This is a genomic window from Halorhabdus sp. CBA1104, from assembly GCF_009690625.1.
Lineage (GTDB): Archaea > Halobacteriota > Halobacteria > Halobacteriales > Haloarculaceae > Halorhabdus.
The window spans coordinates 413,098-436,256 of record NZ_CP033878.1 but is presented as its reverse complement, the minus strand read 5'-3'; the positions used below and the strand labels follow the sequence as shown (position 1 = coordinate 436,256).

Genomic DNA, 23,159 nt, shown 5'->3' with positions numbered 1-23,159 from the left:
GACTGTTGAAAATTATTTGATACGATGGCACAAACGAAACAACCACCGGAAGACGATACCGGAGGAGGCACAGACCCGGGCCCGGCAGTCAGGCTGGAGAACATCACCAAACGATTCCCGGGCGTCGTCGCGAACGATCAAGTAACCCTCGAGGTGGAGCGTGGCTCGGTCCACACGCTGTTGGGCGAGAACGGTGCGGGCAAGTCCACGCTGATGAACGTCCTCTACGGGCTCTACCAGCAGGAAGGGGGGACGGTCTACCTGAACGGCCAGGAGCGGACGTTCCAGACGCCCCAGGACGCGATCGACGCCGGGATCGGGATGATCCACCAGCACTTCATGCTGGTCGATACAATGACTGTCGCCGAGAACGTCACGCTCGGCAACGAACCACGCAAGTGGAATGGGCTTGCGTACGATGCAAAGAGCGCCCGCGAGGCAGTCCGCGAACTAAGTGATACGTACAATTTCGATCTCGATCCGACCGCAAAGATCGAAGACATCAGTGTGGGTGAGAAACAGCGCGTCGAGATCCTCAAGACGCTCTATCGCGGAGCCGACGTGTTGATCTTCGACGAGCCGACGGCCGTACTCACGCCCCAGGAGGTCGACGAACTGTTCCGGATCGTCGACGAGTTGACCGCCCAGGGGAAGACGCTAATCTTCATCACGCACAAACTCGACGAGGCGATGGAGATCTCCGACGACATCACCGTCCTCCGGGACGGCGAAAACGTCGGGACGGTCGACCCAGAGACGGCGACGCGAGAGAGTCTCGCGGAGCTGATGGTCGGCCGGCAAGTGATGCTCGAAGTCGAAAAAGAAGACAGTCAACCAGGGGAGTCTGCCCTGGGAATCTCCGACCTCGTTGTCGAGAACGACGACGGAGTGCGACAGGTAAACGAGGTCGATCTGACGGTCCACGAGGGCGAAGTTCTCGGGATCGCCGGCGTCGACGGCAACGGCCAGTCACAACTCGTCGACTCGGTCGTTGGCCTGGAAGTACCCGACGAAGGCACTGTCACGCTGAACGGAGAGGACGTGACCGAAATCTCCAGGCGTAAGCATATCGAGCGTGGGATGTCGTTCGTCCCCGAGGACCGCCAGGCGCGTGGACTCGTAATGGACTTCGATCTCGTCGAGAACGCGCTGCTTGGCAACCAGTACGATCCCGACTTCACGAGCGGCCCTCGCGTCGATTGGAAAGCGACCCGCGACCACGCTGAGACGATCATCGATCGATACGACGTACGGACCCCGGGCGCTGATACCGCCTCGGAGTCCCTTTCGGGCGGGAATCAACAGAAGGTCATCGTCGGCCGAGAGATCCTCCGGGATCCGGACGTGATCGTCGCGTCCCACCCGACCCGCGGGGTCGACGTCGGGAGTATCGAGTTCATCCACGACCAGTTGGTCGAGCTTCGCGACGAGGGCAAAGGCGTCCTGCTGGTCTCCTCGAAGCTGGACGAAGTCCAGCAGCTCTCCGATCGCCTCGCCGTCATCTACGAGGGCGAGATCATGGATATCGTCGACCCAGAGGAAGTGACCGACCGTGACGTCGGCCTGCTGATGGCCGGTGAGGTCCCCGACGAGTATGGAGGTGGCGAGGAATGAGCGATCGCCAGTACCCCGAACCGATACAGCGGTTCTTCCGGTTTTTCGTCGGCAATTCGGTCGCCGAGCGGATCCTGATCAGCATCGCCGCGCTGATGACGGCCGTTATCGTCAGCAGCCTCATCGTTCTCGTAGCAGGATATCTGTCCGGGGAAGCGTACAACCCCCTCGAGATCTTCGCTGTGCTGGTCAACGGGGCTTTCGGCTCGCCGTTCGACCTCGACTCAGCGCGGCTGTTCACCGAAGGGTGGTCACCGATCAACTTCTCGATGGGGACTACTCTGAAAGAAACGACACTGTTGATCTTCTCCGGACTCGCCGTCGCCGTGGCGTTCCGAGGTGACCTTTTCAACATCGGTGTTCAGGGTCAGCTCGTCCTTGGCGGGCTCGCGGCCGCACTCGCGCTCGTCTGGGTCGGACCGTTCGTGCCGGGTGGACTGGTCGGATCGGTCCTGTTGATCCCGTTTGGTCTTCTCGTCGGCGCGATTGTCGGCGGGCTCTACGGGGCAATACCGGGGGCACTGAAGGCCTACGCCGACGCCAACGAGGTGATCACGACGATCATGCTCAACAGTATCGCGACGGGGATGGCCTTCTTCCTGGTTTCGTCGTATTTCGCCGATCCGACGCTACAGAGCGTCAAAACCAAGACGATCCCGGACAGCGCCCGGCTCAACGGGATCATCTTCCCGGAGGGGGGCCAGTTCACACTGGTGGCGCTCGTCCTCGCACTCCTTGCGACGGTGGGCATCTACTACCTCCTGCGGTACACGAGCTTCGGGTACGACCTGCGCGTCTCCGGAAAACAGGCCAAAGCAGCGCTGTATGGCGGTGCCAACGCCGAGCAGATGGTCGTCTCGACGATGTCGCTGTCGGGTGCCCTGGGCGGCATCGCCGGCGCGATGTGGTCGATGATGGTCATCGGCGCCTGGCGACAGGGCGTCCCCTCGATCGGGTTCGACGGCATTACCGTGTCGGTGCTGGCCGGGAACAACCCGGTCGGCGTGATTCCGGCGTCGCTGCTCTTTGGCGTCCTGAAGGGCGGTTCGAACGCTATCAACTTCCAGCTCGGCGTCCCGCCGGAGCTGGTCGCGGTCCTCCGAGGAATGATTATCCTGTTCATCGCGATGCCGGAAGCATTCCGGATGCTCGGCAACCGGCTGGGCGTCAAACCGGAGCCGGCTGCGGTGACTGGAGGTGGTGGCGATGAGTAACGCCCCCGCCGACAGCGGTGCACTCGGAAGCGTTCGCAACTGGGCCGCAAACATCGGGCGCATCCCGCGGCTCGTCTTTGGGACGTTGCTCGTCGCCGCGGTCTTCGGTGCGGTCATCAACATCACGATGCCAGGGACGCGTCCGGCCACCATCGCCGGCCTGTTCAATGTCAGCTTCGTCGAATCGACACTTCGAATCTCGGTCCCGCTCGTCTTCGCCGGGATTGGCGGTATCTTCGCCGAGAAAAGCGGCGTCATCAACATCGGTCTCGAAGGCCTGTTGATCATCTCGGCGTTTACCGCCGCCGCGGTCACACACCTGCTCGGCGGGGACGCCCAGTCGGCAGCCTGGATTGGGCTGTTCGCCGGTGTCCTCGCGAGTACGCTGTTGGCACTGGTCTTTGCCGTGCTCGTGATCGAGTTCAAGGCAGACCAGATCATCGCGGGCCTCGCCGTCTGGCTGGTCGGACTCGGCCTCGGGCCGTTCCTCAGCATCGTGATCTGGGGCTCGGTCAACAGCGAGAGTATCGCGACGCTGAATACGGTGACGGTCCCGGGACTCTCTCAAATCCCGGTCGTCGGGCCGATCATCTTCGACGCCAGCCCGATCGTCATCCTGATGCTGGTGACGATCGTCCTCTCGTGGTTCGTCCTCAACCGGACGAGCTTCGGCCGCTGGATCGAGGCAAGCGGGGAGAACCCCTCCGCGCTCGACACCGCCGGTATCGACGTCCACCGCGTCCGGTACGTCGGCGTTGTCCTCTCGGGGGTCCTCTCCGGGTTTGGCGGTGCGGGCCTGGTCGTCGGTCGCGCCGGTCGCTTCATCGGAAGTGGCCAGACGATGATCGCCGGGGACGGGTTCATCGCGATCACGACCTACCTGTTTGGCAACTACAACCCGCTCGGGACTGCCGCAGCGGGGATCCTGTTTGCGGGACTGGACGCCTTGCAGATCCGCCTCCAGCAAATCGCGTTCGTCCCAGTGCCGACACAACTCATCCAGCTCGTGCCGTACGTCGCAGTCATCATCGTGCTCGCGTTCGTCGGGTACACCCGAATCCCGAGTGAAGTCGGCGAGCACTACGAATCCGGCGAGGAGTAACCCGCCGATTCGGGTTCCGGGATTCGACGAGTGGCGTTTTGAGAAAAGCTGATTTTGGCCGCTTCGATTCTTGTCGACAACTGGTTCTATCGGTCCTGCAGGTTCCCAGGCTTCATCGCGTCAGGGAGCAGTTCCCCGAGCGTGTACCGCTGGATCTCGCCATCGTCTTCGGTGATGATCTCAAAGGAGTCATCACAGAACTCGGCGAAGGTCTGTCGGCACATTCCACAGGGCGTGACACCGTCGTGTTCTGCCGAGACGACTGCGACCCGCTCGAAATCGGTGACGCCGTCACGGATCGCGCCGGTGACAGCGAGTTCCTCGGCGTGGAAGCTGTTCGAGTAGTTGACAATCTCGACGTTGAAACCGCGATAGATCTCACCATCCGCTGTTTCGAGCGCTGCCCCGACCGGGTACTCGGAGTACGGAACGTAGGCATCCGTTCGGGCTTCGTGTGCGATCTCGATTAGTTGTTCGTCGTCCATGTCCGTCCCTAGGGAGTGGGTCCACAAATAAAACGATGGTTTATAAGAAATCAGGTATATAATACTCTTTTATCTCTCAAGCGTATAGAGGAGGCAATGACAGCACCACCCACTGAGGAGGAGGGGGCGTCGAACGGGCCGGCTGTGCGAGCGGTGCTAAACGCCATGCCGATTCCGGCGTACATACTCGACAGCGACCACACAGTGATCCACTGGAGTGACGGGCTGGAGCCGCTGCTTGGCTTGTCCCGGGACGAGATGCTGGGGACCGACGAGTACTTCGGCCGGGACGAAGAGGGAAACCAGATCAAAGTACTCGCAAACCGCGTCATCGAGAATCCCTTTGAAGCCGAAACGCAGGAGCGAACTGAGCGGGTCGATTCAGAATATACAGACGCGCCGGTTTACGAATCCGTCCACTGGCTGGAAAACGACGCGGGCCAAGAGCGGTACATCCGGTTCAACGCGATGCCGATCTTCGAGGACGGAGAGCTCTCAGCGGTCATCCAACTCTGTCGAGACGAGACTGATCGCCAGCGTCGCCAGGAACATACAGAGGCACTCGTCGAAGAAGTAATCGACACGATGGCCGCCCTGAGCGAGGGCTCGCTGGGGGCACGAGCGTCCTTCGAGGAAACCGACTACGTCGAACAGCACTTGCTGGCTGTTCTCAAGCAAGTAAACGAAACCGCGAGCCGACTGGAAACACTCGTCGAGCAGGTCGACAACCAAGCCGAATCACTGACCGAATCGGCCGGAGAAAGCGCTTCGGAAGCCAGTCGAATCACCGAACTCGTCGGGAACCAAGCCGACGACCTCGACGAGGCAGTCACCGAAATGGAAAACTTCAGTGCCAGGATGGAAGAAGTCGCGGCCAACGCCGACGAAGTGGCAACAGCCGCCGAGACGAGTCGTGAGACGGCAAAGCGGGGGCTCGAATCTGGAAAGCAGGCCCGTAAAAGCGCCAGTGAACTCGCCGAAACTGGAGAGGCACTCGCCCAGACGGTTGCCACCTTAGAAGAGCGGATGTCGGAGATCGGGACGATTGTCGAGATCATCCAAGACGTTGCCGACCAGACGAACATGCTCGCGCTGAACGCCTCCATCGAGGCTGCCCGCGCCGGTGAAGCGGGCGAAGGCTTCGAAGTCGTCGCCGACGAGGTCAAAGACCTCGCCGAGCAGACGACCAGAAACGCCGAAGAGATCGCGACACAGATCGACGACGTCGAAACACAGACCGATCGGACAGTCGAAGAGATCGAGCGGGCAACAGACGAAATCGAGGCGACGATCGAGGAGGTCGAAACAGCTCGGGACGCATTCGCCGACATCGAACACGAGATCGAGGACGTTTCAACTGGGATCAACGAAATCGCTGCAGCGAACGACGATCAAGCAGCGGCAATCGAAGAGGTGACGACGATGTTGGAGACGGTTCGCGACCGGGCCCAGCAAGCAAAAACTGCGAGCCGCGCGATCAGCGAGCAGACCGAACAGCAACGGCAATCGATCGAACAGCTCGCCGAGCTCGTCGAAGAACTGGATAGCGAATAGAACGGTGCTAAACGGCGTCAATCAGATGCCGAGGACGTCGAGCAGGTTGATACCGTAATCGAAGTAGTCCATGATACGGTACCCCAGGAAGATCCCGACGATCCCCATGACGCCAGCGAGACTCGGTGGAGCCGGAATGGGAACCTCCAAAATCCGAAGACGAGGCCGGTAACGAGCCCGGTTAGCGTCGCGAGGCCGACGAGTGTCGCGTTCATGCGTCCTGATCACTCCGTGTGTTCGCGTCGACTGTGGGCTGGCTGTACTCGTTGTGGGCCGACCGCGGACGCTCGGAGTCGGCGGCCGTATCGTCACGGCGGGCGCCGTGAGTCGGCGACGCTGACGCGATCCGAGAATGCGATCGGGGAGTCTGTGCAATTTTCGTCATGTACATGGCCGTTTAGCGGAATTTCACTGATAAACACTGCGATCCATTATAAGGACACTATCGTATAAAGGTAGCCGGGGCGAGTTAGAGCTGTGTCGCCGCGTCGAGCGCGATCTCGATCGCCCGTCCAACGTTGTTCTTGGCTTTGTCGGGGAGTTCGCGTTCGTCGGTTGCTCCCTTTTGGGTCCCTTCGACGAGGTTGCCGTCGACCGTACAGATCGCGCCTGCTCGGACACCTCGACGACGTGCGAGTGTGAATAGGGCCGAAGCTTCCATTTCGACCGAAAGGATGCCAGCCTCTTCCCAGGTCGTGATGATCTCTTCGGTCTCGTTGTAAAAGGCATCGTCCGTGGCGATCGGACCAACGTGGACCGCTTCGTCGTTTGCCTGGGCAGTGTCGACTAGCGTAGAGAGGACATCGTAGTCCGCGACGGCCGGGAACTCGGCCGCCTCGTAGCGGTCGCTCGTCCCCTCGTTTTTCGCCGCGGCGGTCGCGACGACCATATCGCCGATCTCGATCCCCCGCTGGAGGCCACCGGTCGTCCCGACCCGAATGAGCGTCTCGACGCCGACGTTGGCCAACTCCTCGATTGCGATGGCAGCCGACGGCGACCCGATTCCCGTCGAAGCGATCGTCAGCTGTCGACCCTCGTAGGTTGCGTTGACGACCTTGTACTCTCTGTTTGTCGCGACCGTCTCGACGTTCCGACAATAGGAAGCGATCCGGTCGACACGATCGGGGTCACCCGGCGTCAAAACGAGGTCGGATAGCTGATCCATCTCGATCTGCAGGTGGGACTGTTTCAGCATGTTCTCCCATTCTCGGTGGACGGACAAAAGACTATGTCCGATCGTGCGGGTTGCCGCCTCTCGTCGAAAAGAGTCCGCTGCGGGGACAGTCTCGTCTCCCGCTGCAGTTCCGAATCGGTCAGCGGTCGACGTACTCGGAGACGAGCGGCTCGACACGCTGGTAGGTTTCTTCGGGAATGGCCTCGGGTTCTGTGTTGACAGTCCCGGCAAGAGCACTGTGACAGTCACACGAGTGCCCGTCCGGGAAGGTCTCGACGGCGTGTTGGACGGCCTCTTTGAGGACGGATTCGTTTTTGGCCGCGTTTTCGAGGACTTCTTCGAGCGTGACTTCGGCATCGTCCTTCCAGACGTCCCAGTCGGTCACTCCAGTGATCGTCGCGTAGCTCAGCTCGGCCTCACGAGCGAGTTTGGCCTCCGGGATTGCAGTCATGCCGATGACATCCCAACCCTGTGCCCGATAGAACTCACTCTCGGCACGCGTCGAATACTGGGGGCCTTCGATGCAGACGTACGTGCCACCGCGGCGCGCAGTTTCGTCCGTGGCCTCGTCGACAGCATCGGCGAGGTGGCTGGCCAGGTCCGAACAGAACGGATCGGCGAACCCCTGATGGACGACGATCCCGTCCCCGAAGAAAGAATACTCCCGGTGGCGCGTACGATCGAACAGCTGGTCCGGGACGACGATGCTCCGGGGCGGGATATCCGTCGAAAGGCTTCCGACCGCGTTTGTCGCGATAACGTGGCTAACGCCGAGGTCTTTGAGCGCGTACATATTCGCCCGATAGGGGACCTCTGTCGGCGAGTACTCGTGGTTCCGGCCGTGGCGGGGAACGAACGCGAGTTCTCGGCCCGTCCCGTCGAGCGTCCCGATCGTGATCGGTGCGCTCGGCTCGCCAAACGGCGTCTCGACGTCGACAGTTCGTGTCTCCTCGAGGGGGAGTGCATCGTAGATACCGCTCCCACCGATAAATCCAATCGGCATACTGGAAGCTATCGTCGCCAATCATATAGCCGTTGCTGGCGAGCGCCGTTTGCGGGCGCACCCACGGGACGAAGGCGGCGGATTCTTAGTGGTAGCGAGAGTGGTGTCACGTAATGACCCACCAGCGAGTCCGCTCGGTGTCGACGCAGATCGAAAACCGGGACATCCGTGGGGCCGCAACGATCGCTCGCGAAACGACGCAGGCACTACAGGCCCAAGCGGCGGATGCAGAGGCCGACAGCCCCGAGGCCTTCCGGGCGACGATGCGGGAAACTGCCAGAATTCTTCACGGGGCACGCCCTGAGGACGATAGTCTCTCGAACGCACTCCGCTACGTCTTTCAGCGTATCGAGGGTGAGACCGTCGAAGAGTTGCGGGAATCGACGACGGCCGCAGCTCGAACCTTTCAAGAAAACATCGAGAACGCACGCGAGAAGCTCGGACAGATTGGTTCGCGGCGGCTTCGGGACGGCGACACGATCATGGTCCACTCCCATTCCGCGGACGCACTCGCGGCCATAGAGCGTGCACTGGCAGACGACAAGGAGATCGAGGCAATCGTCAAGGAGACTCGCCCCCGGAAACAGGGCCACATCGCCGCCCAGCAACTCCAAGAATGGGGGATCACGGTCACACTGATCGTCGACAGTGCGGCTCGGCGATACCTCGACGACGCCGATCACGTCATCGTGGGCGCAGATAGCATCGCCGCGGATGGCTCAGTCATCAATCAGATCGGAACGAGCGACCTAGCTGTCGTCGCCCGCGAACGTGGAGTGCCGGTCACCGTCGCCGCCCAGACGCTCCGCCTCCATCCGGACTCGCTGACTGGCCACAGCGTGGACATCCAGATGCGCGAAGACCGAGAAGTTCTCGACGAACCGACTCGCGAACAGATCGGTAAGATAGACGTCGAAAACCCTGCGTTCGACGTCACCCCGCCGCGGTACGTCGACGCGATCGTCACGGAACGCGGGCAGTATCCACCCGAGAGCATCGTGACGCTAATGAGAGAGCTCTACGGCGGCTCGACCAGAGACCCATGGCTCGAAAGCCACTAGGGCACAGAGGGATGACTGAACAGGTCTTTTATATGCAAAGCCCTACTTAATAAGAACGTATGGATGACGTACCCTCCCGGATCGAGCACACCGTACTCGGCCCGGAAACGACACCCGACGACGTGCGGACACTGCTGGACGAGGCGAGTGAATACGGCTTGCGCGCGTGTATTCCACCGTGCTATCTGGAGATGGCCAGTGAGTACACTCCCGAGGTGGAACTTGCGACCGTGATCGGCTTCCCACACGGGAACAACACACCCGAAGTCAAGGCCCAAGAAGCAGTCGATGCGGTCGAAGCCGGTGCCGACGAGCTCGATATGGTGGTGAACGTCGGCCGACTCAAGGCAGGCGAGGACGATGCAGTCCAGGAAGATATCGAGGCCGTCGTGGCAGCGACCACCCAGCCGGTGAAAGTGATCATCGAGACACCGCTGTTGACCGACGAGGAGAAACACCGCGCCAGTCAGCTCGTGGCTGAGGCCGGCGCAGACTTCCTCAAGACGGCGACCGGCTTCGGTGGCGGTGGGGCGACCGTCCCGGACGTCGAACTCATGAGCGAGTATCTCCCAGTCAAGGCCAGCGGCGGCGTCGGCTCCTGGGCGGACGCCGAGGCGATGTTCGAGGCCGGGGCCGACCGCATCGGTGCCTCCAGTGGCGACAAGATCGCCCAGGAATACGTAGACCAGCGAGAAGAGTAGTACTCTACAGCGGGTCCGTTCCCTATCCGTTGCATCGCCCAGCGAAGCGAGACGGTTGCTACGCACGAGCATCGCGAGTGCGCAGCTACGTTTCCCACATTTTGTGACGAGCGGGTTGCGGGTCGATGGCCCGCAACCGGATCACATAGCGGAGGAGACGGCGTTCGCCGTCTCCGGTCGGGACGGTTTCACTACCCCGACCGCTACGCGGTTCGATCGCGACGGATGGATCGATCGGATCCGAGGCGGAAACAGTGACGCCTAGAAAATACTTGCCTGCTGGTAGACGTCGATACCATCGAGGGTGATGGCGTAGGGTTTGGTCTGTCGGGAGTGGTTGGCGTTGCGGATCTTCTGGATCTCGACAGCTAGACGCGTTTCCTGGGTATCTCCACGGACGTACTGAAGAACGAACACGGCATCAGTCAAGTACTCGATAATACCGTGCCGGGAGGCATAGGGATTGTCCTCGTTGGCCTCGCTTGTCAGCATCGTTGTCACGCCAGCCTCTTTCAACGAACGGGTAAAGTCGAACACTTCCGTCCGGCGCTTTGCCTGGTTGTCGTACATCATCTCAAGCAGCGAGACGGAATCGAGTACCAGCCGGTCGGCATCGAATTCCTGGACGAGTTCGGGAAACTCCGCGCGGATGTTCTTGAGGCTATTTGCCATCTCGACCGGATCGAGATCGACGATGGCGAGGTTCTCGTCTCGTTCGTATTGCCTGAAATCCCAGCCGCGTTCGTCGGCCGTGTCGAGGATACTCTCACGACTCTGCTCGAGAGTGATAAACACCGCATTCTCGCCGTTTACGAGTCCATGTTGAAGGAATTGCAGTCCGAAAGTGGTCTTGCCAGTCCCCGGCGAGCCGATAACGACCATCAGATGGCGCTGGGGAACACCGCCCTGGATCATCTCGTCGAGTCCTTCGATACCGAGATCGATCCGTGGGATCTCGGACTCGAAGCCTTCCTCGTCGAAGGTGTCCTCACCGCCGTCCGCACCACTGTCTTCGCCCGGCCCGCCCGCCGACTGCAGGGCACTCGCGAAGTCTTCGTCGAACAACGAGTCATCAGCTTCCGTCGCTACAGCTTCTTCACTGTCAGCCTCGTCTCCAAGCCACGCTTCCCCAGTCGAGTCAGCGTCAGGACGCTCTGCGTTCGCTGGGCTCTCCATCGGAGCGTCGGCTTCGTCGTCCCGATCGCTCTCGGAGAGGGCCTGTTCGAACCAGTCCTCGTCGTCTTCGCTCATCGAGCACGCCTCCGGCCCGCGACCATGAACTATCGTTAGGCCCAGGGTTCAATAACTCTATCCGTGCCACGCGAGGGATATGAGGCGATTTTATCTGTCGGGGCCGGCAAGTCGATGGCATGAAGCTCGGACTCGTTGGCCAAAAGACAATCCGCGGGCCCGCTCGCTTGTCGAAGCTGTTCGCATGGAGCTGGGTGACATCGATATCGTCGTCGACGACGTGACTGCCGAGGCACTCGCCACCGACCGCGAGGAAACCTATGGCGGCGTCGCCACGCCGGAGCTAGACACCCCAAGTGCGTTCCGGTCGCTGAGATGGCTAGCTGTGATCTCGTCGTCTCGATCGGCGGCGATGGGACCTTTCTGCACGCCGCCCGCGGGGCAGCCGGAACGCCGATCATGGGGGTCAATCTGGGAGAGGTTGGCTTTCTCAACGCCGTATCACCGAACGATGCCATCGAGACGATCCAAGACGTCGTCGCCGACCTCCGAGGCGATGGCGAGACAGCGACCCGGAAGCTCCCCCGGTTGGAAGCCAGTGGTGACGACTGGACGTTACCGCCCGCACTCAACGAAGTCGTCGTCCAAGGCCCCCAGCGTGGCCACGGCAACGGCGTCGGCGTCACGATCCGGGCAGACGATGCCCTGTATACCAGCGGTCACGCCGACGGTGTCCTCATCGCTACGCCAACCGGCAGCACGGCCTACAATCTCAGCGAAGGCGGCCCGCTCGTCCATCCCAACGTTCCCGTCTGGGTTGTCACCGAGATGGCTGCCGAACGCCCGATGCCGCCTCTCGTCGTCGAAGACGACACGACGATCACGATCCGGATCGAGGACGCAACGAGTGCCTCTGTGGTCAGCGACGGGCGAACGACCCAGGAAATCGAACCACCGACACAGATTACACTACAGCGGGCCGCACAACCAGTCCACGTTGCCGGGCCTGCCCTCGAATTCTTCACTGCACTGGGCAAACTCGAATAACCGGCACTGCAGTTGGCAGGGCGTAGAAACTACCGTCCCCGGGGCTATCGAGCCCAACGAGAATACGCACTCACGAGCAGTCCACGAACGCGATCTAGACGTGGCCGGAGTGGTTATCGCCGTGCCGTCACGTACAACATTGGGGCAGCAAGCAACAAGACGAGACCGAAGAACTTGTATTGGATAACGGAGCCGAGCAGACTGCCATCGCCCGGTTCGAGTGCACCCCCCGGCGTGAGGACGAGCAGCAGACCGAACCCAAGCGCCTGCATCGAGAACACTTTCCGGGATCGCACCACGAGCGCGCCCAACACAGAGAGCCCGAGCAACAACAGCAACACGTCCCCCACGTTGTACTGCAGCAGGACGCTGTCGATTAGCTGCAACGGTAGGAGCCCGTTCATTCCTGTCCGTGATTGGCTCTGATACGGCCTTTAAACTTCCGCTACCCACCGGAATCGCCGCCACGCGGCGAGATGCCGGCCCCGAAGATCAGTTCCCGTCCAGATCCAGCGGACGCAACCAGCCATACCACAGGAGCACGATCGTGCCGAGATAGCCACCACCCCAGACGACCATGCCTGCCGTCGAGTAGCCTGCACTCGTGAGTGCGTAATCCGCGAGGCCGAACCCGACGATCCCGGCGAGTGCCACCGCGACGAAGGCGAGGCGTCCGTATCGCTTCGATCCAGCGGGCTGGAAAACACCTTGGTCCACAGGTCACCACTCCACACAAGAGGGACAGACCAGACCGTCCTCGGCGGCCCATCGACGCTGGGTGACCGTGCCACAGGCCTCACACTCGACGCCGCGTGGCGAATACGCATACGTGAGCGTCGCTGGTTGGATCGCTGGCGCTACCGTCGTATCAGTCGGTGGATCGTCGGCCACGGAGTGAAAGTCGTTCAGCGTCGCGTCTTCGCCCATACAGGATATGACGGCTGTACGCTCTTAGCCGTGACGGCGAAACGGCAGCGAAGGGAAACTGGAACCGGCAAGCGGGCGACCTAGAGCGAGCAATCAGTTGCTGGACCAGTGTCACACTCGTACGCAGTCTCGGTGCTGATCGTATCCAACGCGAAATAATGGCCAAACCGCTGTCGACCAGGGATACGTCCCTCGACGATGGGTGCCGGCCGCGTCGACTGGTGGTCACACGCTCGGAGGGTCTGCTCGACTGACATACCGACGTTGTAGGAGTGGTCGGTGAGCGCACTGCTAACGGCGTCGGCATCGAAGGTCCCGGCGCGTTCGACCGCCGCGGCGTACTGCATGACCTGTGAATAAGCCAGATGTGTCGGTCCCGCCGGGACGGCATCGTACTGGCCTTCGCCGGTGTATTCGTTCCCGTAGGCGTTAACCAACGTGCGGGACAGCGACGTCGGATCGAAGCGAGCCATGACGGGATCCCACGGTATCGTTCCCAAGACGCCAGTGATCTTCGAGCCAGCCGTTTCGGCGATGCGTCGAGTCAACCGCGGGACGACGATCGTCATGTCGTCGCCTAGCTTGTCTTTTGCTTGTGGGATAGCGGTCGCAGCGTCGAACCCCGGGAGATTGAGGAACAACACGTCGGGACTTTCTTGGTCGACCGTCTCCAGCATTGGCCCGAACTCTTGGGTTCCAACCATCACTTCCGCAGTCCCAGCCGAGTTCCAGCCCAGCTCTGCAAGCTCGGTCTGGATGTGGGATTGCATCTCTCTGCCCCAGTCGTTGTTAGCGTGGATCTGGTGGAACCAGATGTCGTCGCTCCCGAGACGATCTGCTAACTCTGCCCGGAGCACTTTGGCCGTCGAATAGGAATTGAACATCTCGCGAAACGAGTACTGCGAGCACTCCCCGCTCGTGATCGCATCGATCTGGGCGCCCGTGACCATATGGATGCGTTCTCTGTTGGCTGCCACATCGGCCTGAGCGAGGGCTGGCTGGCCCGCAGTGCCCCCACAAAGCATGACCGCGTGGTCGGCATCGAACGCGTCCTGGGCCGCACTACGGGCTGTCTCAGGATCGCTTGCGGTGTTGCGGACGGCAACGTCGACGGTCTTCCCGAGTAAGCCATCCCCCGAAAGCTCATCGAAGAAGTCCTCTTCAACCCACCCTCCACCCTCGTTGATGTGTTTGACGGCCAGTTCCGCACCCCGACGCTCTTCTTCACCCTGGACGGCATACTCACCCGACGTCGCCACAGTAATCCCGACCGTCACGGTCTCGCCAGCCGCCGGTCCCGGCTGTGTCGTCGTCTCCGAACGCGAGCCAAGACACCCCGCCGTGGCGATCGCCCCGATACCCGTCGCCGCCTGAAGGAACGTGCGCCGCGACGGCTCGGCAGCATTCGAGTCGTTTCCTCGCCCCATGCCCAGGTATCCTATGGCAGCTTACATCAATGTTTGGAGTTATCTTACCGTCTAGGCTCGCCCGCACTCCAGTCAGGCTGGTCGCCGGTCTGATAGGAGAGAGACCAGCGGAGAAGAAACCTCGGACACCCAGAACGGCACAGCGGCAGTTCTCAAAGACAGAAGGCGATCGATTACGGTTCCTCCTCAGTGGACGGCGACCCAGGCCCAGTAGGGAAGTAAAACTCGTGTTCAGCTTCCGTTTCGAAACTCCCGAGGACGTCACCCAGTGGCCGAGCGTAGCGCGTGAGGTCCTCGGCCTGCTGTGAGACTTCACTGAGTTCTGCAGCCTGCTCTTCGGCCGCACCAGCAACGGTCTCGGCTTCGGCCATCGTCTGCTCAGTTAGCTCGGCGATGTCGTTGACGGTCTCGGCGACGTCCCGAAGTGCGGCAAGCTGGGCGGTAACGTCGATATCGTTGTCGTCAGCGACTGTTTCGAGTTGCTGAATCGTCTCGTCCATCGTTTCGGATAGCGTGTCGAGGCGATCCATCTCCTCGTGAGCATCGTCAGAGATTTTCTGGACCGAATCGGCGACCTGTTCGGAGGCGTCACGGACGCTTTCGGCGGATTGTTGGACCACGTCACCCGCGTCGTTGACCTCCTCGGCGAAGCGTTTGAGCTGGCCGGTCGTCTTCTCTAACTCGTCGATCATCCCGTTGAAATCCTCGGCGATGCGATCCATCGCCTCGTTCTCGCCGTCGGGTTCCATCCGTTGGGTGAGATCGCCCTTCGAGCACCGTTGCATGATGGCCGAGTATTCCTCAGCTTTGTCCTGAAGGTAGTTGCTCAGTTCCATCGCCTCAGCCCGGGACACTTCCGCTTCCTTCTGGGCCTGTTCGGCCTCCTGTATCTGCCGTGTGAGTGCATCACGCATGTTCTCGAAGCTATCGTAGAGGCGACCGATATCGTCGATCCGATTGGAGTGGATCGTGACATCGAGGTTCCCGGACTCCATCGCTTCAGCACGGTCCCGGAGCCGATTGATCGACCGAGACGTACTCACTCCGAGGGTCGCCCCGACGAGGGCGATGAGCAACACACCAGCCACGGTGGCGATCGTCCCCCAATTGGAGACAGTCTGGACGAGGCCGAAGACGCTACTTTTGGGGGCGTGAGATAAGACGTACCAGTCAACCCCTTCGACAGGCGCGTACCCGACGATGTACGGTTCGTCGATGACCGCAGTCGAGGCAGCCATGTCTGAGATCGCGCCGGCGCGTTGGGCGCCATCCAGACGGAGCTGCTTTGCGTTTTCGAGCGGGGCCAGCGTACGCTCGTTGGTCGCATACGGTGCTAACAGCCCCGAGGACCGCTCGGACATCTGTACGGCCCCGGAACCGTTGACAACTTCGGTGAATCCGCCCTCCGCACGCTCGGCGCCACGGAGTGTCGCCGCGATATCAGCGACGGACACTTCCACCAAGAGCAGTCGTTGCTGTGAGACGGTGACCGGACTCACGATACCGACGACGTGCTCACCGTCGACCTGATAGACGCCCGAGACCCTCGTCTCACTGGTTCGTCGAAACGAGAGATCGCTCACCCACCCTCTGTCGGCTTGGGTCACAGCTTGATCTGCCTCTGTCCCGGCACCGGCGGCGACGTAGCGTTCGCCCGTCGTGGCCCGGCGGTCGATAATCAAGATATCAGAGACAGCATCCAGATCAGACCGCTCGATCCGAAGATCCCGACGCAGATCTTCGGTCCTGTTGGCTCCCCACTCCGGGTTCGTCGAGAAGAGCTGGGTCGTCAACTTGTGACGATCCAGCTCGTTTGCGATCAAGTCGGCCTCCTGTGCGGCGAGATTTTCGTATTCGTTTGCGACGTTGTCCTGTACCTGATTCGTCAGCCCCTGCGTCGCAGCGATGCCGATAACGCCGACCGAGGCAGCCATCACGAGCAGGACGACAGCGAACTTCAATGCGAATCGCCGCCGAAGCACATTGGGAGTCACCGCCCGCAGGGCACGGACGAAGACGTTGCTAGTCGGTGCCTCCTCGTCGTCGCTCATCGCACACCACCCACAGGAGTCAGTAACGTCGAAGCCGAACGATCGCGGTCGCTGTACGATCGTAAGTTGCCACACCCAACATCAAGCACAATCGGTGCCCGATCGGATCGTCCCCGCTCGGGTCCCGCACTTCGCTCGCCCATACTGGTGAAGTGTCCCGGGATCCCACATAAGTGTTTACTGACAGTCTGCCCGCTCTAAGTGCTGGCCGGGGCGGAATCGGCCCGCTCTTGGAGCCACTCGGCAGTCTCCTCAGCCAGCACCTGCAGGTCTTCGTCGGTCGCGTCTGTGGCCAGGTCCGCGATCGAGTCGGCTGCATCGATCGCTCCGAGATTGCCCAGAGCACGAACCGCCCGGGCCTGAACGAAGACAGACTCGGTCGCTAATTGCTCCTCGATGACCGTCGGTGCGGCTTCGGGAACTGCATAACCCTGCTTTGCCAGTTCGCTGATAACGTCGATCGCCGCACCAGCGACGAGGGGATTGGATGCAGTCGTCGCCTCGAGGGCCACGTCCACGTGTTCTGACACGGCATCCGGCTGCTTGCGGGCGATTTCAACCAGGCTGTTAACTGCAACTTCCTTCGTGACGCTGTATTTCTGTTGTTCCTCCCTGTTGTGGGTTCGGAGGGTTTCCCGCTCAGACATGTCGAACACGTCGCCGGCTGCCTCGAAAATATCTGCATCGTGGGCCTCAGCAACCACGGTCGCAATCGCGTCGGTGTGAGCCGCCAGTGCCCCAGGGTGCTCGCTGGCAATTGCCGAATACGATTGGGCAGCGAGAACGCGGATCGTCCCGACCTGTGCGGTGAGAGCATCGATAAACGTCTCGATATCGTCGGTAAATTCGTCCGTGTACTCGGGGACGACGGCAGCTAACGCGGCGAGGGCCTGTTGACGGACGGCGATATAGTCGTCCGCTGCAAGGTCGAGCAACTGCGAGTTGTTCCGGAGGGCAACTTCCGGCTCTGCATCGACGAGTTCGGCCGCTGTTTCGGCCCCTCTCGCCCTGACGTCGTTGTTCTCGTGGGCCAAATACGGCTCAACATCCGCCCAGTCGACGTGGCTGGGATCTTCTCGGGCCGTCTCGAGGAGATCCTCAACGACATCCATGTCTTCGTGTCGCATGTGACTGCCTACCCAGGCAGTCTGGAAATACGTGACGGTTCGATCACTGTCTGCTACTGCATGCGACCAGGGAGAGAAGACTGCTGTGGCATATGTCGAGTACTACGCAGAAATCGATCTGCCATCGACGCCACAAGCCAGCCCCGGCGACACACCGACACTCGTCCGCCATCGCGACGAGAGGCGAAGGGTTCGAACAGACCGAATGCCCGTCGTGATGGGGCTATTCCATCGAGAGCGTGATATCGCCCTCGAAGTTGAGAATGATCTTCTGGGTGAGGTCACCGAACAGCGCCTTGCCGGTCGGCGATCGGCGCTGGCCGACGAGGAAGACGTGATCGCAGTCGTGTTCACGGGCAGCCGTAAGCACAACGTCTGCCCGATCGCTCTCGTCTTCGACCTGGACGGCAATCTCGTAGGGGACATCCATGTCACCGATCGCGTCTTCGACGATATCACGCGTGTTCTTGCGCAACCCCTCGAAGATCGCGTCGTCATCGTAGCTCGTATGCTCGATCTCGCCGATGAGATCCATCGTCTCTGCGACGGAATCGTACTCCGAAGGCGAAACGACCGCCAGGACGGTAAGTGGGGCGTCCGAGCAGTCGCTAAAGGTGGCGGCTTGCTGTAAGAGTTCCTTCTCCGCGTCACTTTCGGACAACAAAACGGCTAATCCTCGTTCCATGAGACCTCTTCTAACGAAGGTCATGTGAATCTAGTGGTTTCTCCGACGATGACAACACCAGAAGTCGTCTTCGAGGTGAGCTTGCAGGGACAAACACGTCGATTCGAAGTGAGATTCCTGATGTTTATGAGACGGTACTGCCAAGCGTCACTATGGCCGAGGACAAGTGGTCGTACGTCTGTAGCCAGACGCAGTATCTCTACACACTCATCATCGCGTTGTTCATGGCGCTGTTGCTCACGTTGTTTGCGCTTTTCTTTGGCGAACCGGGCACGATGTCGTACACGATAGCGATCTTCGACCTCGTGCTTGTCGTGGTTGCTTTCGGGATCACCACGCTTGTCTACCGGAAGTGTCTACAGCGTGAAGACGTGACTGTCGGCTGATACAGCCACTGAAAGACGATCGAGCCTGATACCGTCGGTTCTCGAACGTGGCGCAAGATCCAACGAGCAACAGGACTGCAGTTCGTCGGGCAACAGCACCGACGACGGTACTGAGTTCGACAGAGAGCCAGGCCGGGTACTCAGTCCTGTAAGGGCTGGCTCTGCCAGTACTCGTGATCGTCGTACTCGCGGAAGCACGACGCCCAGTGTTCGATGTCCCCGTGTTCGATCGACTGGGGCTGGGGAGTCTCGTGTTTACACGCGTCACGTGCTTCCGGACACCGCGTGTGGAATCGACAGCCAGACGGCGGGTCGACCGGATCCGGAATATCGATCTTTCGCATCGGCATGTCCGTCGATTGCTCGTCGAGATTGAGATTCGGCGTCGCCCAGCGCAGCACCTCCGTGTACGGATGGCGCGGGTTTTGGGTCACCTGTTCGGGTGGGCCGACCTCGACGAGTTCGCCCAGATACATCCCACCGATGCGGCCGTCGCCGTGTTCGGTGAAGTACCGCGCGTTCGAGAGGTCGTGACTGATGAACAGGAACGACGTGCTGAACTGTTCTTGCAGGTCCAACATGAGATCCATCATCTCGACGCGCAAGGAGACGTCGAGGGCCGAAATGGCCTCATCAGCCAGGATCATGTCCGGATTCATCAACAGCGCCCGGCTCAGCGCAACGCGCTGTTTCTCGCCACCGGAGAGCTGGTGGGGATAGCGCTCGGCGTAGTCCGTTGCCGGCGTCATCCCGACGTGCTCTAGCAGGGAGTAAATGCGCTCCAACATTTCGTTGGTGCTCATCTCCGGGTGGGTCTGCTCGAGCGGGACTTGCAGGATCGATTTTACCCGTCGGTTGGGGTTCAGCGACGACCCGGGGTCCTGGTGAATGATCTGTAGGGAATTGCGGATCTCCGAGAAGGGGATATCGGCGTTGCCACGTCGTGCTTCCCAGATATCCGTACCGCGGAACTTCACACTGCCACCAGTCGGCTCCTGCAGGCCGATTGCGGTCTTGCCCAGCGTCGTTTTCCCGCAGCCGGATTCGCCGACCAGCGCCACGACGTCTTCCTCGTAGATGTCGAGGTTAACGCCGTCGACCGCTCGGACGATTTCCGGTTCGTCAAAGAGATCCAGGAAGCCGCCCTGGTTTTCGAAGTGGACCTCGACGTTCTCTAAGGAGAGTAACGGTTCCTCGGAGCTCATCAGTGCTCACCTCCACGTTCGTCGTCGGTGTCACGCACCTGCTTGCCGCTGTCGTCGCGTGCCTGCAGGTGGTTGAGTGACAGTCGCTCTTTGGCTTCCCGCCAATTGAAACACGCGACGCCGTGATCGGACTCTGGCAAGAAGTAGTTAGGTTCGGATTCGATACACTTCTCTTCGGCGAACGGACACCGCGGATGATAGGAACACCCTTCGGGGACGTTCACCGGATCCGGGCTCGAACCTTCGATGGACTGCATCTCGTCGAGAGGTGCATCTAGGTTCGGTGTCGAATTGAGAAGAGCGCGCGTGTACGGATGGGCGGGCTGTTCGAGCAACGCCCGGGTCGGACCGATTTCGACGAGTTGGAAGGCGTACATGATTGCCATCCGGTCGGCAAGGGAGGCCACCAGCGGCAGGTCGTGGGTGATAAACAGCATCGTCAGGTCGTAAGACTCCTGCAGCTCCTCCATCAGCATGAGGATCGACCGCTGCATCAGCAAGTCGAGGGCCGCCGTCGGCTCGTCCATCACCAGTACGTCCGGCTCCAGAACGACCGACAGCGCCAGCAACGCCCGCTGGCGCATACCACCGGACAACTCGTGCGGATAGGATTTGAGGACGCGCTCGGGCTGGAGGTACAGGTCAGAGAGGAGATCCCGCGCCCGTTGCATCCCCTCTTCGACGTCGTAATCGTGGGTTTCCAGGGTTTCCTTGAAGTGCGCTTTGACCGTCAACACCGGATTGAACGAACTCATCGCCCCCTGGAAGACCATCGAGATATCCGCCCAGCGAACCTGCCGTAGCTCCTCTTTCGAAAGGGACAGCAGATCGATCTGGTCGCGATCCTCGGGATTGTAGCGGATCTGGCCGGCCAACTTTCCAGGGTCCGGCACAGAGTCCAGCATCGCCGAGGCTAGCATCGACTTGCCCGAGCCCGATTCCCCCACGACACCGATGATCTCCTCACGTTCGAGTTCGAGGTGGACGTCGTCCAAGACGCGCGATTCCCCACGATCCATATCGTAGGTGACCCGCGCGTCGTGGATCTGCATGATCGGATCCTCGGCATCGAGACTCGTCACAGTCATGTCCATCTCATCGTCAGTCGCCGTATCGTCGTAATCAGTACTCATCGTTACATAGCACCTCCGAAGGTGTCGACATCGTCTTCCTCAGCGTCACCTTCGACGGATTCTGACTCGCCGGCCAGCCGGGTCCGGACACGCGGGTTGAACACGCGGTCCATCCCCTGAGCGATGAGAATCAGCCCGAGCGACAGGAGCATGATCATCACGATCGGCGCCATGAGCCAGACGTACGAACCGCCGAGGATTGCGCCCTGAGTGTAGGCGTTGTTGAGGACAACACCCCAGTTCGCGTTCGTGTAGGGAAGGAACCCAAGGTAGTACAACCCGACCGAGAAGAAGATCACGGCTCGGCACGCGTTGACGAAGTTAACGGTAATGTACGGCATCAGGTTCGGGATGATATCCTTGAACATGATGCGGGGCGTGCTGACGCCCATTACTCGAGAGGCCTCCACGTAACTGTTCTCACGGATCGAGAGAGTCTGTGCTCGAATCGCTCGCGAGAGACCGGCCCAGTAGTTGATCGTGATAATGATCCCGATGACAGCGGGATTCGTCGGCCGCAGCGTCGAGGTCAACACCAGCACGAGCGGGAGCCCCGGGATCGACATCCCGACGTCAGCGGCGAACATCAACGCGCTATCGACTCGGCCGCCTTTGAATCCAGCGAAGGTGCCGACGAGCACGGCGATGACGATCGCGAAGACTGCCCCAGAGACGATCATGATGAGCATCTCCGGGGTCGCGTGGATCATCAACGAGAGGATATCCTGGCCGATCGTGTTCGAGCCGAGGATTGCGGACCCTTCCTGGAAGGCCTGTAGCATCGGCATCTCCTGATTTGCCTCTGGCGGGCGGTAGAGATTGAACTGTGCGATCAGAGCGATAGCGAGATACAAGCCGACGATCGCGTAGCCGATCCGCGTTCGCCAGTCTGACCAGGCGACGAGGGCCGGCTTGTAGAGATACTCCTGATAATACTCACGTAGCTTCTCACGACGCGTCATCCCGACTTCTTGGGAGGCGTCGTAGGTCCATTCGAGTCCGTCTTCGGAATCAGTGTCAGAATGCTTCACTTTGATCACCCGTTTCGATGCGCGGATCGATCTTCCCGTAGGTCAGGTCGGCGACATAGATACCGACGACCAGTGCGACCGTGATCATGATGAACACGCCCATGATCACCGGATAGTCGCGGACTTCGAGCGCTTCGATAAACTTGAGCCCGATACCGGGATAGTTGAAGATCTCTTCGAGGATCACGGTGCCACCGAGCAGCCACCCGAGCGAGAGCAGAAAGCCCGTATACAGCGGCAAGATCGCGTTCCGTCCGACATACCAGAGCGCGATCCGGGAGTCGGACAAGCCACGCAGCCGGGCGACCCGAACGAAGTCCTCGCCGAGGATCTGGATACTGTTCCCACGGAACGACAGTGCGCGAACACCGTACTGGGTTATCACCATCGAGGCGATCGGCAACGCTCCGTGATAGATCACATCGAGGATGTACGTCACTGAGAGTCCTGGCTCGATGGCGTCCCCGTACCGGTTTCCGACCGGGAACAAGCTCATCTCGTACCCGAGGATCCAGACGAGCACGATGGCGAGCACGTAGAACGGGATCGACGTGAACACGATCGCGATAGCTGAATTCACCGTGTCGAACAGACTCCCCTCCCAGTAGGCCATCAGCGCACCGATTACGACAGCCATGATGTGGAAGAGAATGATAGACGAAATGACGATAAACAGCGTCCACGGGAGTGCCTCTGCCAGGATCTCTGTGACTGGGGTCTGGCGCTGGATAAAGACGGATTTGCCGAGGCTCCCCTCCAAGAAGATATTGCTCATGTAGCTTATGTACTGATCCAACAGCGGGGCGTCGGGATTGACACTGAGATACAGTTCGATACGCTGGGCGATGACTTCCGAGGGAACGTCTTCTTGCATCAACTGCGCTCGTAACGCCGTTGCGGGCCCCCCTGGGAGGAAACGCACCAGTGCGAATGCGATGGTAACGACGGCATAGAGCGTCACTACCATCTGTCCAGTCCGTTTTATGTAGTAATTTACCATGTGCAGCTAGTCAGTTTGTGGTATTTTAACGATTATAGTTA

At 60.5% G+C, this 23,159-nt stretch carries 22 protein-coding genes and 2 pseudogenes; 8 read left to right on the top strand and 16 right to left on the bottom strand.

Annotation, left to right across the window (positions count from 1 at the left end):
- Positions 1-24: 24 nt before the first annotated feature.
- Genes Hrd1104_RS02305 through Hrd1104_RS02295 form a run of 3 tightly spaced genes read left to right on the top strand, consistent with a single transcriptional unit; the run spans position 25 to position 3,930 of the window.
- Positions 25-1,614 carry an ABC transporter ATP-binding protein gene (locus tag Hrd1104_RS02305; protein ID WP_154551230.1) on the top strand — a complete coding sequence of 530 codons (1,590 nt, stop codon included), beginning with the start codon at positions 25-27 and terminating at the stop codon, positions 1,612-1,614.
- The gene (locus Hrd1104_RS02300; protein WP_229770514.1) at positions 1,611-2,828 is read left to right on the top strand and encodes an ABC transporter permease; all 1,218 of its coding nucleotides are present in this window, start codon (positions 1,611-1,613) and stop codon (positions 2,826-2,828) included. Before Hrd1104_RS02305 ends, Hrd1104_RS02300 begins: the two co-directional genes overlap by 4 nt.
- The gene (locus Hrd1104_RS02295; RefSeq protein ID WP_154551229.1) at positions 2,821-3,930 is read left to right on the top strand and encodes an ABC transporter permease; all 1,110 of its coding nucleotides are present in this window, start codon (positions 2,821-2,823) and stop codon (positions 3,928-3,930) included. The genes Hrd1104_RS02300 and Hrd1104_RS02295 overlap by 8 nt, the downstream gene beginning before the upstream one ends.
- An 86-nt stretch (positions 3,931-4,016) precedes the next feature.
- Here Hrd1104_RS02295 and cdd read toward each other — a convergent pair whose 3' ends face one another.
- Positions 4,017-4,415, bottom strand: a complete 399-nt coding sequence (gene cdd / locus Hrd1104_RS02290; RefSeq protein ID WP_154551228.1) for a cytidine deaminase — start codon at positions 4,413-4,415, stop codon at positions 4,017-4,019.
- Between the two features lie 96 nt (positions 4,416-4,511).
- On the opposite strand from cdd, the gene Hrd1104_RS02285 reads away from it, so the two are divergent.
- Positions 4,512-5,969, top strand: coding sequence for a methyl-accepting chemotaxis protein (locus tag Hrd1104_RS02285; protein ID WP_154551227.1), 1,458 nt, complete (start codon positions 4,512-4,514; stop codon positions 5,967-5,969).
- Between the two features lie 21 nt (positions 5,970-5,990).
- Here the strand turns inward: Hrd1104_RS02285 and Hrd1104_RS02280 are convergent.
- The 3 genes and pseudogenes from Hrd1104_RS02280 to mtnP form a co-directional block, all read right to left on the bottom strand.
- Positions 5,991-6,184, bottom strand: a pseudogene (locus Hrd1104_RS02280) (XapX domain-containing protein).
- A gap of 254 nt (positions 6,185-6,438) precedes the next feature.
- A complete protein-coding gene (locus Hrd1104_RS02275) occupies positions 6,439-7,164 on the bottom strand; it encodes a nucleoside phosphorylase (RefSeq protein WP_154551226.1) in 726 nt (241 codons plus the stop codon).
- 118 nt (positions 7,165-7,282) lie between these two features.
- Positions 7,283-8,146 (bottom strand): S-methyl-5'-thioadenosine phosphorylase, encoded by an 864-nt coding sequence (gene mtnP / locus Hrd1104_RS02270; RefSeq protein WP_154551225.1) that lies wholly within the window; start codon positions 8,144-8,146, stop codon positions 7,283-7,285.
- Positions 8,147-8,259: 113 nt separating this feature from the next.
- On the opposite strand from mtnP, the gene Hrd1104_RS02265 reads away from it, so the two are divergent.
- Complete coding sequence (locus Hrd1104_RS02265) at positions 8,260-9,207, top strand: ribose 1,5-bisphosphate isomerase (protein WP_154551224.1); 948 nt, start codon at positions 8,260-8,262, stop codon at positions 9,205-9,207.
- Between the two features lie 59 nt (positions 9,208-9,266).
- Positions 9,267-9,908 carry a deoxyribose-phosphate aldolase gene (gene deoC / locus Hrd1104_RS02260; protein WP_154551223.1) on the top strand — a complete coding sequence of 214 codons (642 nt, stop codon included), beginning with the start codon at positions 9,267-9,269 and terminating at the stop codon, positions 9,906-9,908.
- Positions 9,909-10,169: 261 nt separating this feature from the next.
- On the opposite strand, the gene Hrd1104_RS02255 is transcribed toward deoC, so the two are convergent.
- Positions 10,170-11,159, bottom strand: a complete 990-nt coding sequence (locus Hrd1104_RS02255; protein WP_154551222.1) for a KaiC domain-containing protein — start codon at positions 11,157-11,159, stop codon at positions 10,170-10,172.
- Positions 11,160-11,343: 184 nt separating this feature from the next.
- Here Hrd1104_RS02255 and Hrd1104_RS02250 point away from each other — a divergent pair.
- Positions 11,344-12,146, top strand: a pseudogene (locus Hrd1104_RS02250) (NAD(+)/NADH kinase).
- Positions 12,147-12,259: 113 nt separating this feature from the next.
- Here Hrd1104_RS02250 and Hrd1104_RS02245 read toward each other — a convergent pair.
- From Hrd1104_RS02245 to Hrd1104_RS02215, 7 genes are all read right to left on the bottom strand, one after another.
- Positions 12,260-12,550: a hypothetical protein gene (locus Hrd1104_RS02245; RefSeq protein WP_154551220.1), complete on the bottom strand. Its 291-nt coding sequence runs from the start codon at positions 12,548-12,550 to the stop codon at positions 12,260-12,262.
- A gap of 88 nt (positions 12,551-12,638) precedes the next feature.
- The gene (locus Hrd1104_RS02240) at positions 12,639-12,863 is read right to left on the bottom strand and encodes a hypothetical protein (protein WP_154551219.1); all 225 of its coding nucleotides are present in this window, start codon (positions 12,861-12,863) and stop codon (positions 12,639-12,641) included.
- A 3-nt stretch (positions 12,864-12,866) separates the two neighbouring features.
- Complete coding sequence (locus Hrd1104_RS02235; protein WP_154551218.1) at positions 12,867-13,073, bottom strand: hypothetical protein; 207 nt, start codon at positions 13,071-13,073, stop codon at positions 12,867-12,869.
- 80 nt (positions 13,074-13,153) lie between these two features.
- The gene (locus Hrd1104_RS02230; RefSeq protein ID WP_154551217.1) at positions 13,154-14,500 is read right to left on the bottom strand and encodes an ABC transporter substrate-binding protein; all 1,347 of its coding nucleotides are present in this window, start codon (positions 14,498-14,500) and stop codon (positions 13,154-13,156) included.
- Between the two features lie 173 nt (positions 14,501-14,673).
- Positions 14,674-16,551, bottom strand: coding sequence for a HAMP domain-containing protein (locus Hrd1104_RS02225; protein WP_154551216.1), 1,878 nt, complete (start codon positions 16,549-16,551; stop codon positions 14,674-14,676).
- 197 nt (positions 16,552-16,748) lie between these two features.
- Positions 16,749-17,678 carry a hypothetical protein gene (locus Hrd1104_RS02220; protein WP_154551215.1) on the bottom strand — a complete coding sequence of 310 codons (930 nt, stop codon included), beginning with the start codon at positions 17,676-17,678 and terminating at the stop codon, positions 16,749-16,751.
- Positions 17,679-17,901: 223 nt separating this feature from the next.
- On the bottom strand, positions 17,902-18,339 hold the full coding sequence (locus tag Hrd1104_RS02215) for a universal stress protein (protein ID WP_195837612.1): 438 nt from the start codon (positions 18,337-18,339) through the stop codon (positions 17,902-17,904).
- A 176-nt stretch (positions 18,340-18,515) separates the two neighbouring features.
- Between Hrd1104_RS02215 and Hrd1104_RS02210 the strand changes: the two genes are divergently transcribed.
- The gene (locus Hrd1104_RS02210; RefSeq protein WP_154551213.1) at positions 18,516-18,749 is read left to right on the top strand and encodes a hypothetical protein; all 234 of its coding nucleotides are present in this window, start codon (positions 18,516-18,518) and stop codon (positions 18,747-18,749) included.
- A gap of 140 nt (positions 18,750-18,889) precedes the next feature.
- Here the strand turns inward: Hrd1104_RS02210 and Hrd1104_RS02205 are convergent, their stop codons facing one another.
- From Hrd1104_RS02205 to Hrd1104_RS02190, 4 genes are read right to left on the bottom strand one after another with little or no spacing between them, the layout of a single operon-like run.
- The gene (locus Hrd1104_RS02205; RefSeq protein WP_154551212.1) at positions 18,890-19,954 is read right to left on the bottom strand and encodes an ABC transporter ATP-binding protein; all 1,065 of its coding nucleotides are present in this window, start codon (positions 19,952-19,954) and stop codon (positions 18,890-18,892) included.
- Entirely contained in the window at positions 19,954-21,087 is a 1,134-nt protein-coding gene (locus Hrd1104_RS02200; RefSeq protein ID WP_229770513.1) for an ABC transporter ATP-binding protein, read from the bottom strand. Before Hrd1104_RS02200 ends, Hrd1104_RS02205 begins: the two co-directional genes overlap by 1 nt.
- Positions 21,088-21,089: 2 nt before the next feature.
- Entirely contained in the window at positions 21,090-22,118 is a 1,029-nt protein-coding gene (locus tag Hrd1104_RS02195) for an ABC transporter permease (protein WP_154551211.1), read from the bottom strand.
- Positions 22,105-23,118 carry an ABC transporter permease gene (locus Hrd1104_RS02190; RefSeq protein WP_154551210.1) on the bottom strand — a complete coding sequence of 338 codons (1,014 nt, stop codon included), beginning with the start codon at positions 23,116-23,118 and terminating at the stop codon, positions 22,105-22,107. The genes Hrd1104_RS02195 and Hrd1104_RS02190 overlap by 14 nt, the downstream gene beginning before the upstream one ends.
- Positions 23,119-23,159: the final 41 nt, after the last annotated feature.

Excerpts from the sequence above, each read along its gene's own strand:
- Hrd1104_RS02305 (WP_154551230.1), top strand. The coding sequence starts at position 25 with ATGGCACAAACGAAACAACCACCGGAAGACGATACCGGAGGAGGCACA.
- Hrd1104_RS02300 (WP_229770514.1), top strand. The coding sequence starts at position 1,611 with ATGAGCGATCGCCAGTACCCCGAACCGATACAGCGGTTCTTCCGGTTT.
- Hrd1104_RS02295 (WP_154551229.1), top strand. The coding sequence starts at position 2,821 with ATGAGTAACGCCCCCGCCGACAGCGGTGCACTCGGAAGCGTTCGCAAC.
- cdd (WP_154551228.1), bottom strand. The coding sequence starts at position 4,415 with ATGGACGACGAACAACTAATCGAGATCGCACACGAAGCCCGAACGGAT.
- Hrd1104_RS02285 (WP_154551227.1), top strand. The coding sequence starts at position 4,512 with ATGACAGCACCACCCACTGAGGAGGAGGGGGCGTCGAACGGGCCGGCT.
- Hrd1104_RS02275 (WP_154551226.1), bottom strand. The coding sequence starts at position 7,164 with ATGCTGAAACAGTCCCACCTGCAGATCGAGATGGATCAGCTATCCGAC.
- mtnP (WP_154551225.1), bottom strand. The coding sequence starts at position 8,146 with ATGCCGATTGGATTTATCGGTGGGAGCGGTATCTACGATGCACTCCCC.
- Hrd1104_RS02265 (WP_154551224.1), top strand. The coding sequence starts at position 8,260 with ATGACCCACCAGCGAGTCCGCTCGGTGTCGACGCAGATCGAAAACCGG.
- deoC (WP_154551223.1), top strand. The coding sequence starts at position 9,267 with ATGGATGACGTACCCTCCCGGATCGAGCACACCGTACTCGGCCCGGAA.
- Hrd1104_RS02255 (WP_154551222.1), bottom strand. The coding sequence starts at position 11,159 with ATGAGCGAAGACGACGAGGACTGGTTCGAACAGGCCCTCTCCGAGAGC.
- Hrd1104_RS02245 (WP_154551220.1), bottom strand. The coding sequence starts at position 12,550 with ATGAACGGGCTCCTACCGTTGCAGCTAATCGACAGCGTCCTGCTGCAG.
- Hrd1104_RS02235 (WP_154551218.1), bottom strand. The coding sequence starts at position 13,073 with ATGGGCGAAGACGCGACGCTGAACGACTTTCACTCCGTGGCCGACGAT.
- Hrd1104_RS02230 (WP_154551217.1), bottom strand. The coding sequence starts at position 14,500 with ATGGGGCGAGGAAACGACTCGAATGCTGCCGAGCCGTCGCGGCGCACG.
- Hrd1104_RS02225 (WP_154551216.1), bottom strand. The coding sequence starts at position 16,551 with ATGAGCGACGACGAGGAGGCACCGACTAGCAACGTCTTCGTCCGTGCC.
- Hrd1104_RS02220 (WP_154551215.1), bottom strand. The coding sequence starts at position 17,678 with ATGCGACACGAAGACATGGATGTCGTTGAGGATCTCCTCGAGACGGCC.
- Hrd1104_RS02210 (WP_154551213.1), top strand. The coding sequence starts at position 18,516 with ATGGCCGAGGACAAGTGGTCGTACGTCTGTAGCCAGACGCAGTATCTC.
- Hrd1104_RS02205 (WP_154551212.1), bottom strand. The coding sequence starts at position 19,954 with ATGAGCTCCGAGGAACCGTTACTCTCCTTAGAGAACGTCGAGGTCCAC.
- Hrd1104_RS02200 (WP_229770513.1), bottom strand. The coding sequence starts at position 21,087 with ATGAGTACTGATTACGACGATACGGCGACTGACGATGAGATGGACATG.
- Hrd1104_RS02190 (WP_154551210.1), bottom strand. The coding sequence starts at position 23,118 with ATGGTAAATTACTACATAAAACGGACTGGACAGATGGTAGTGACGCTC.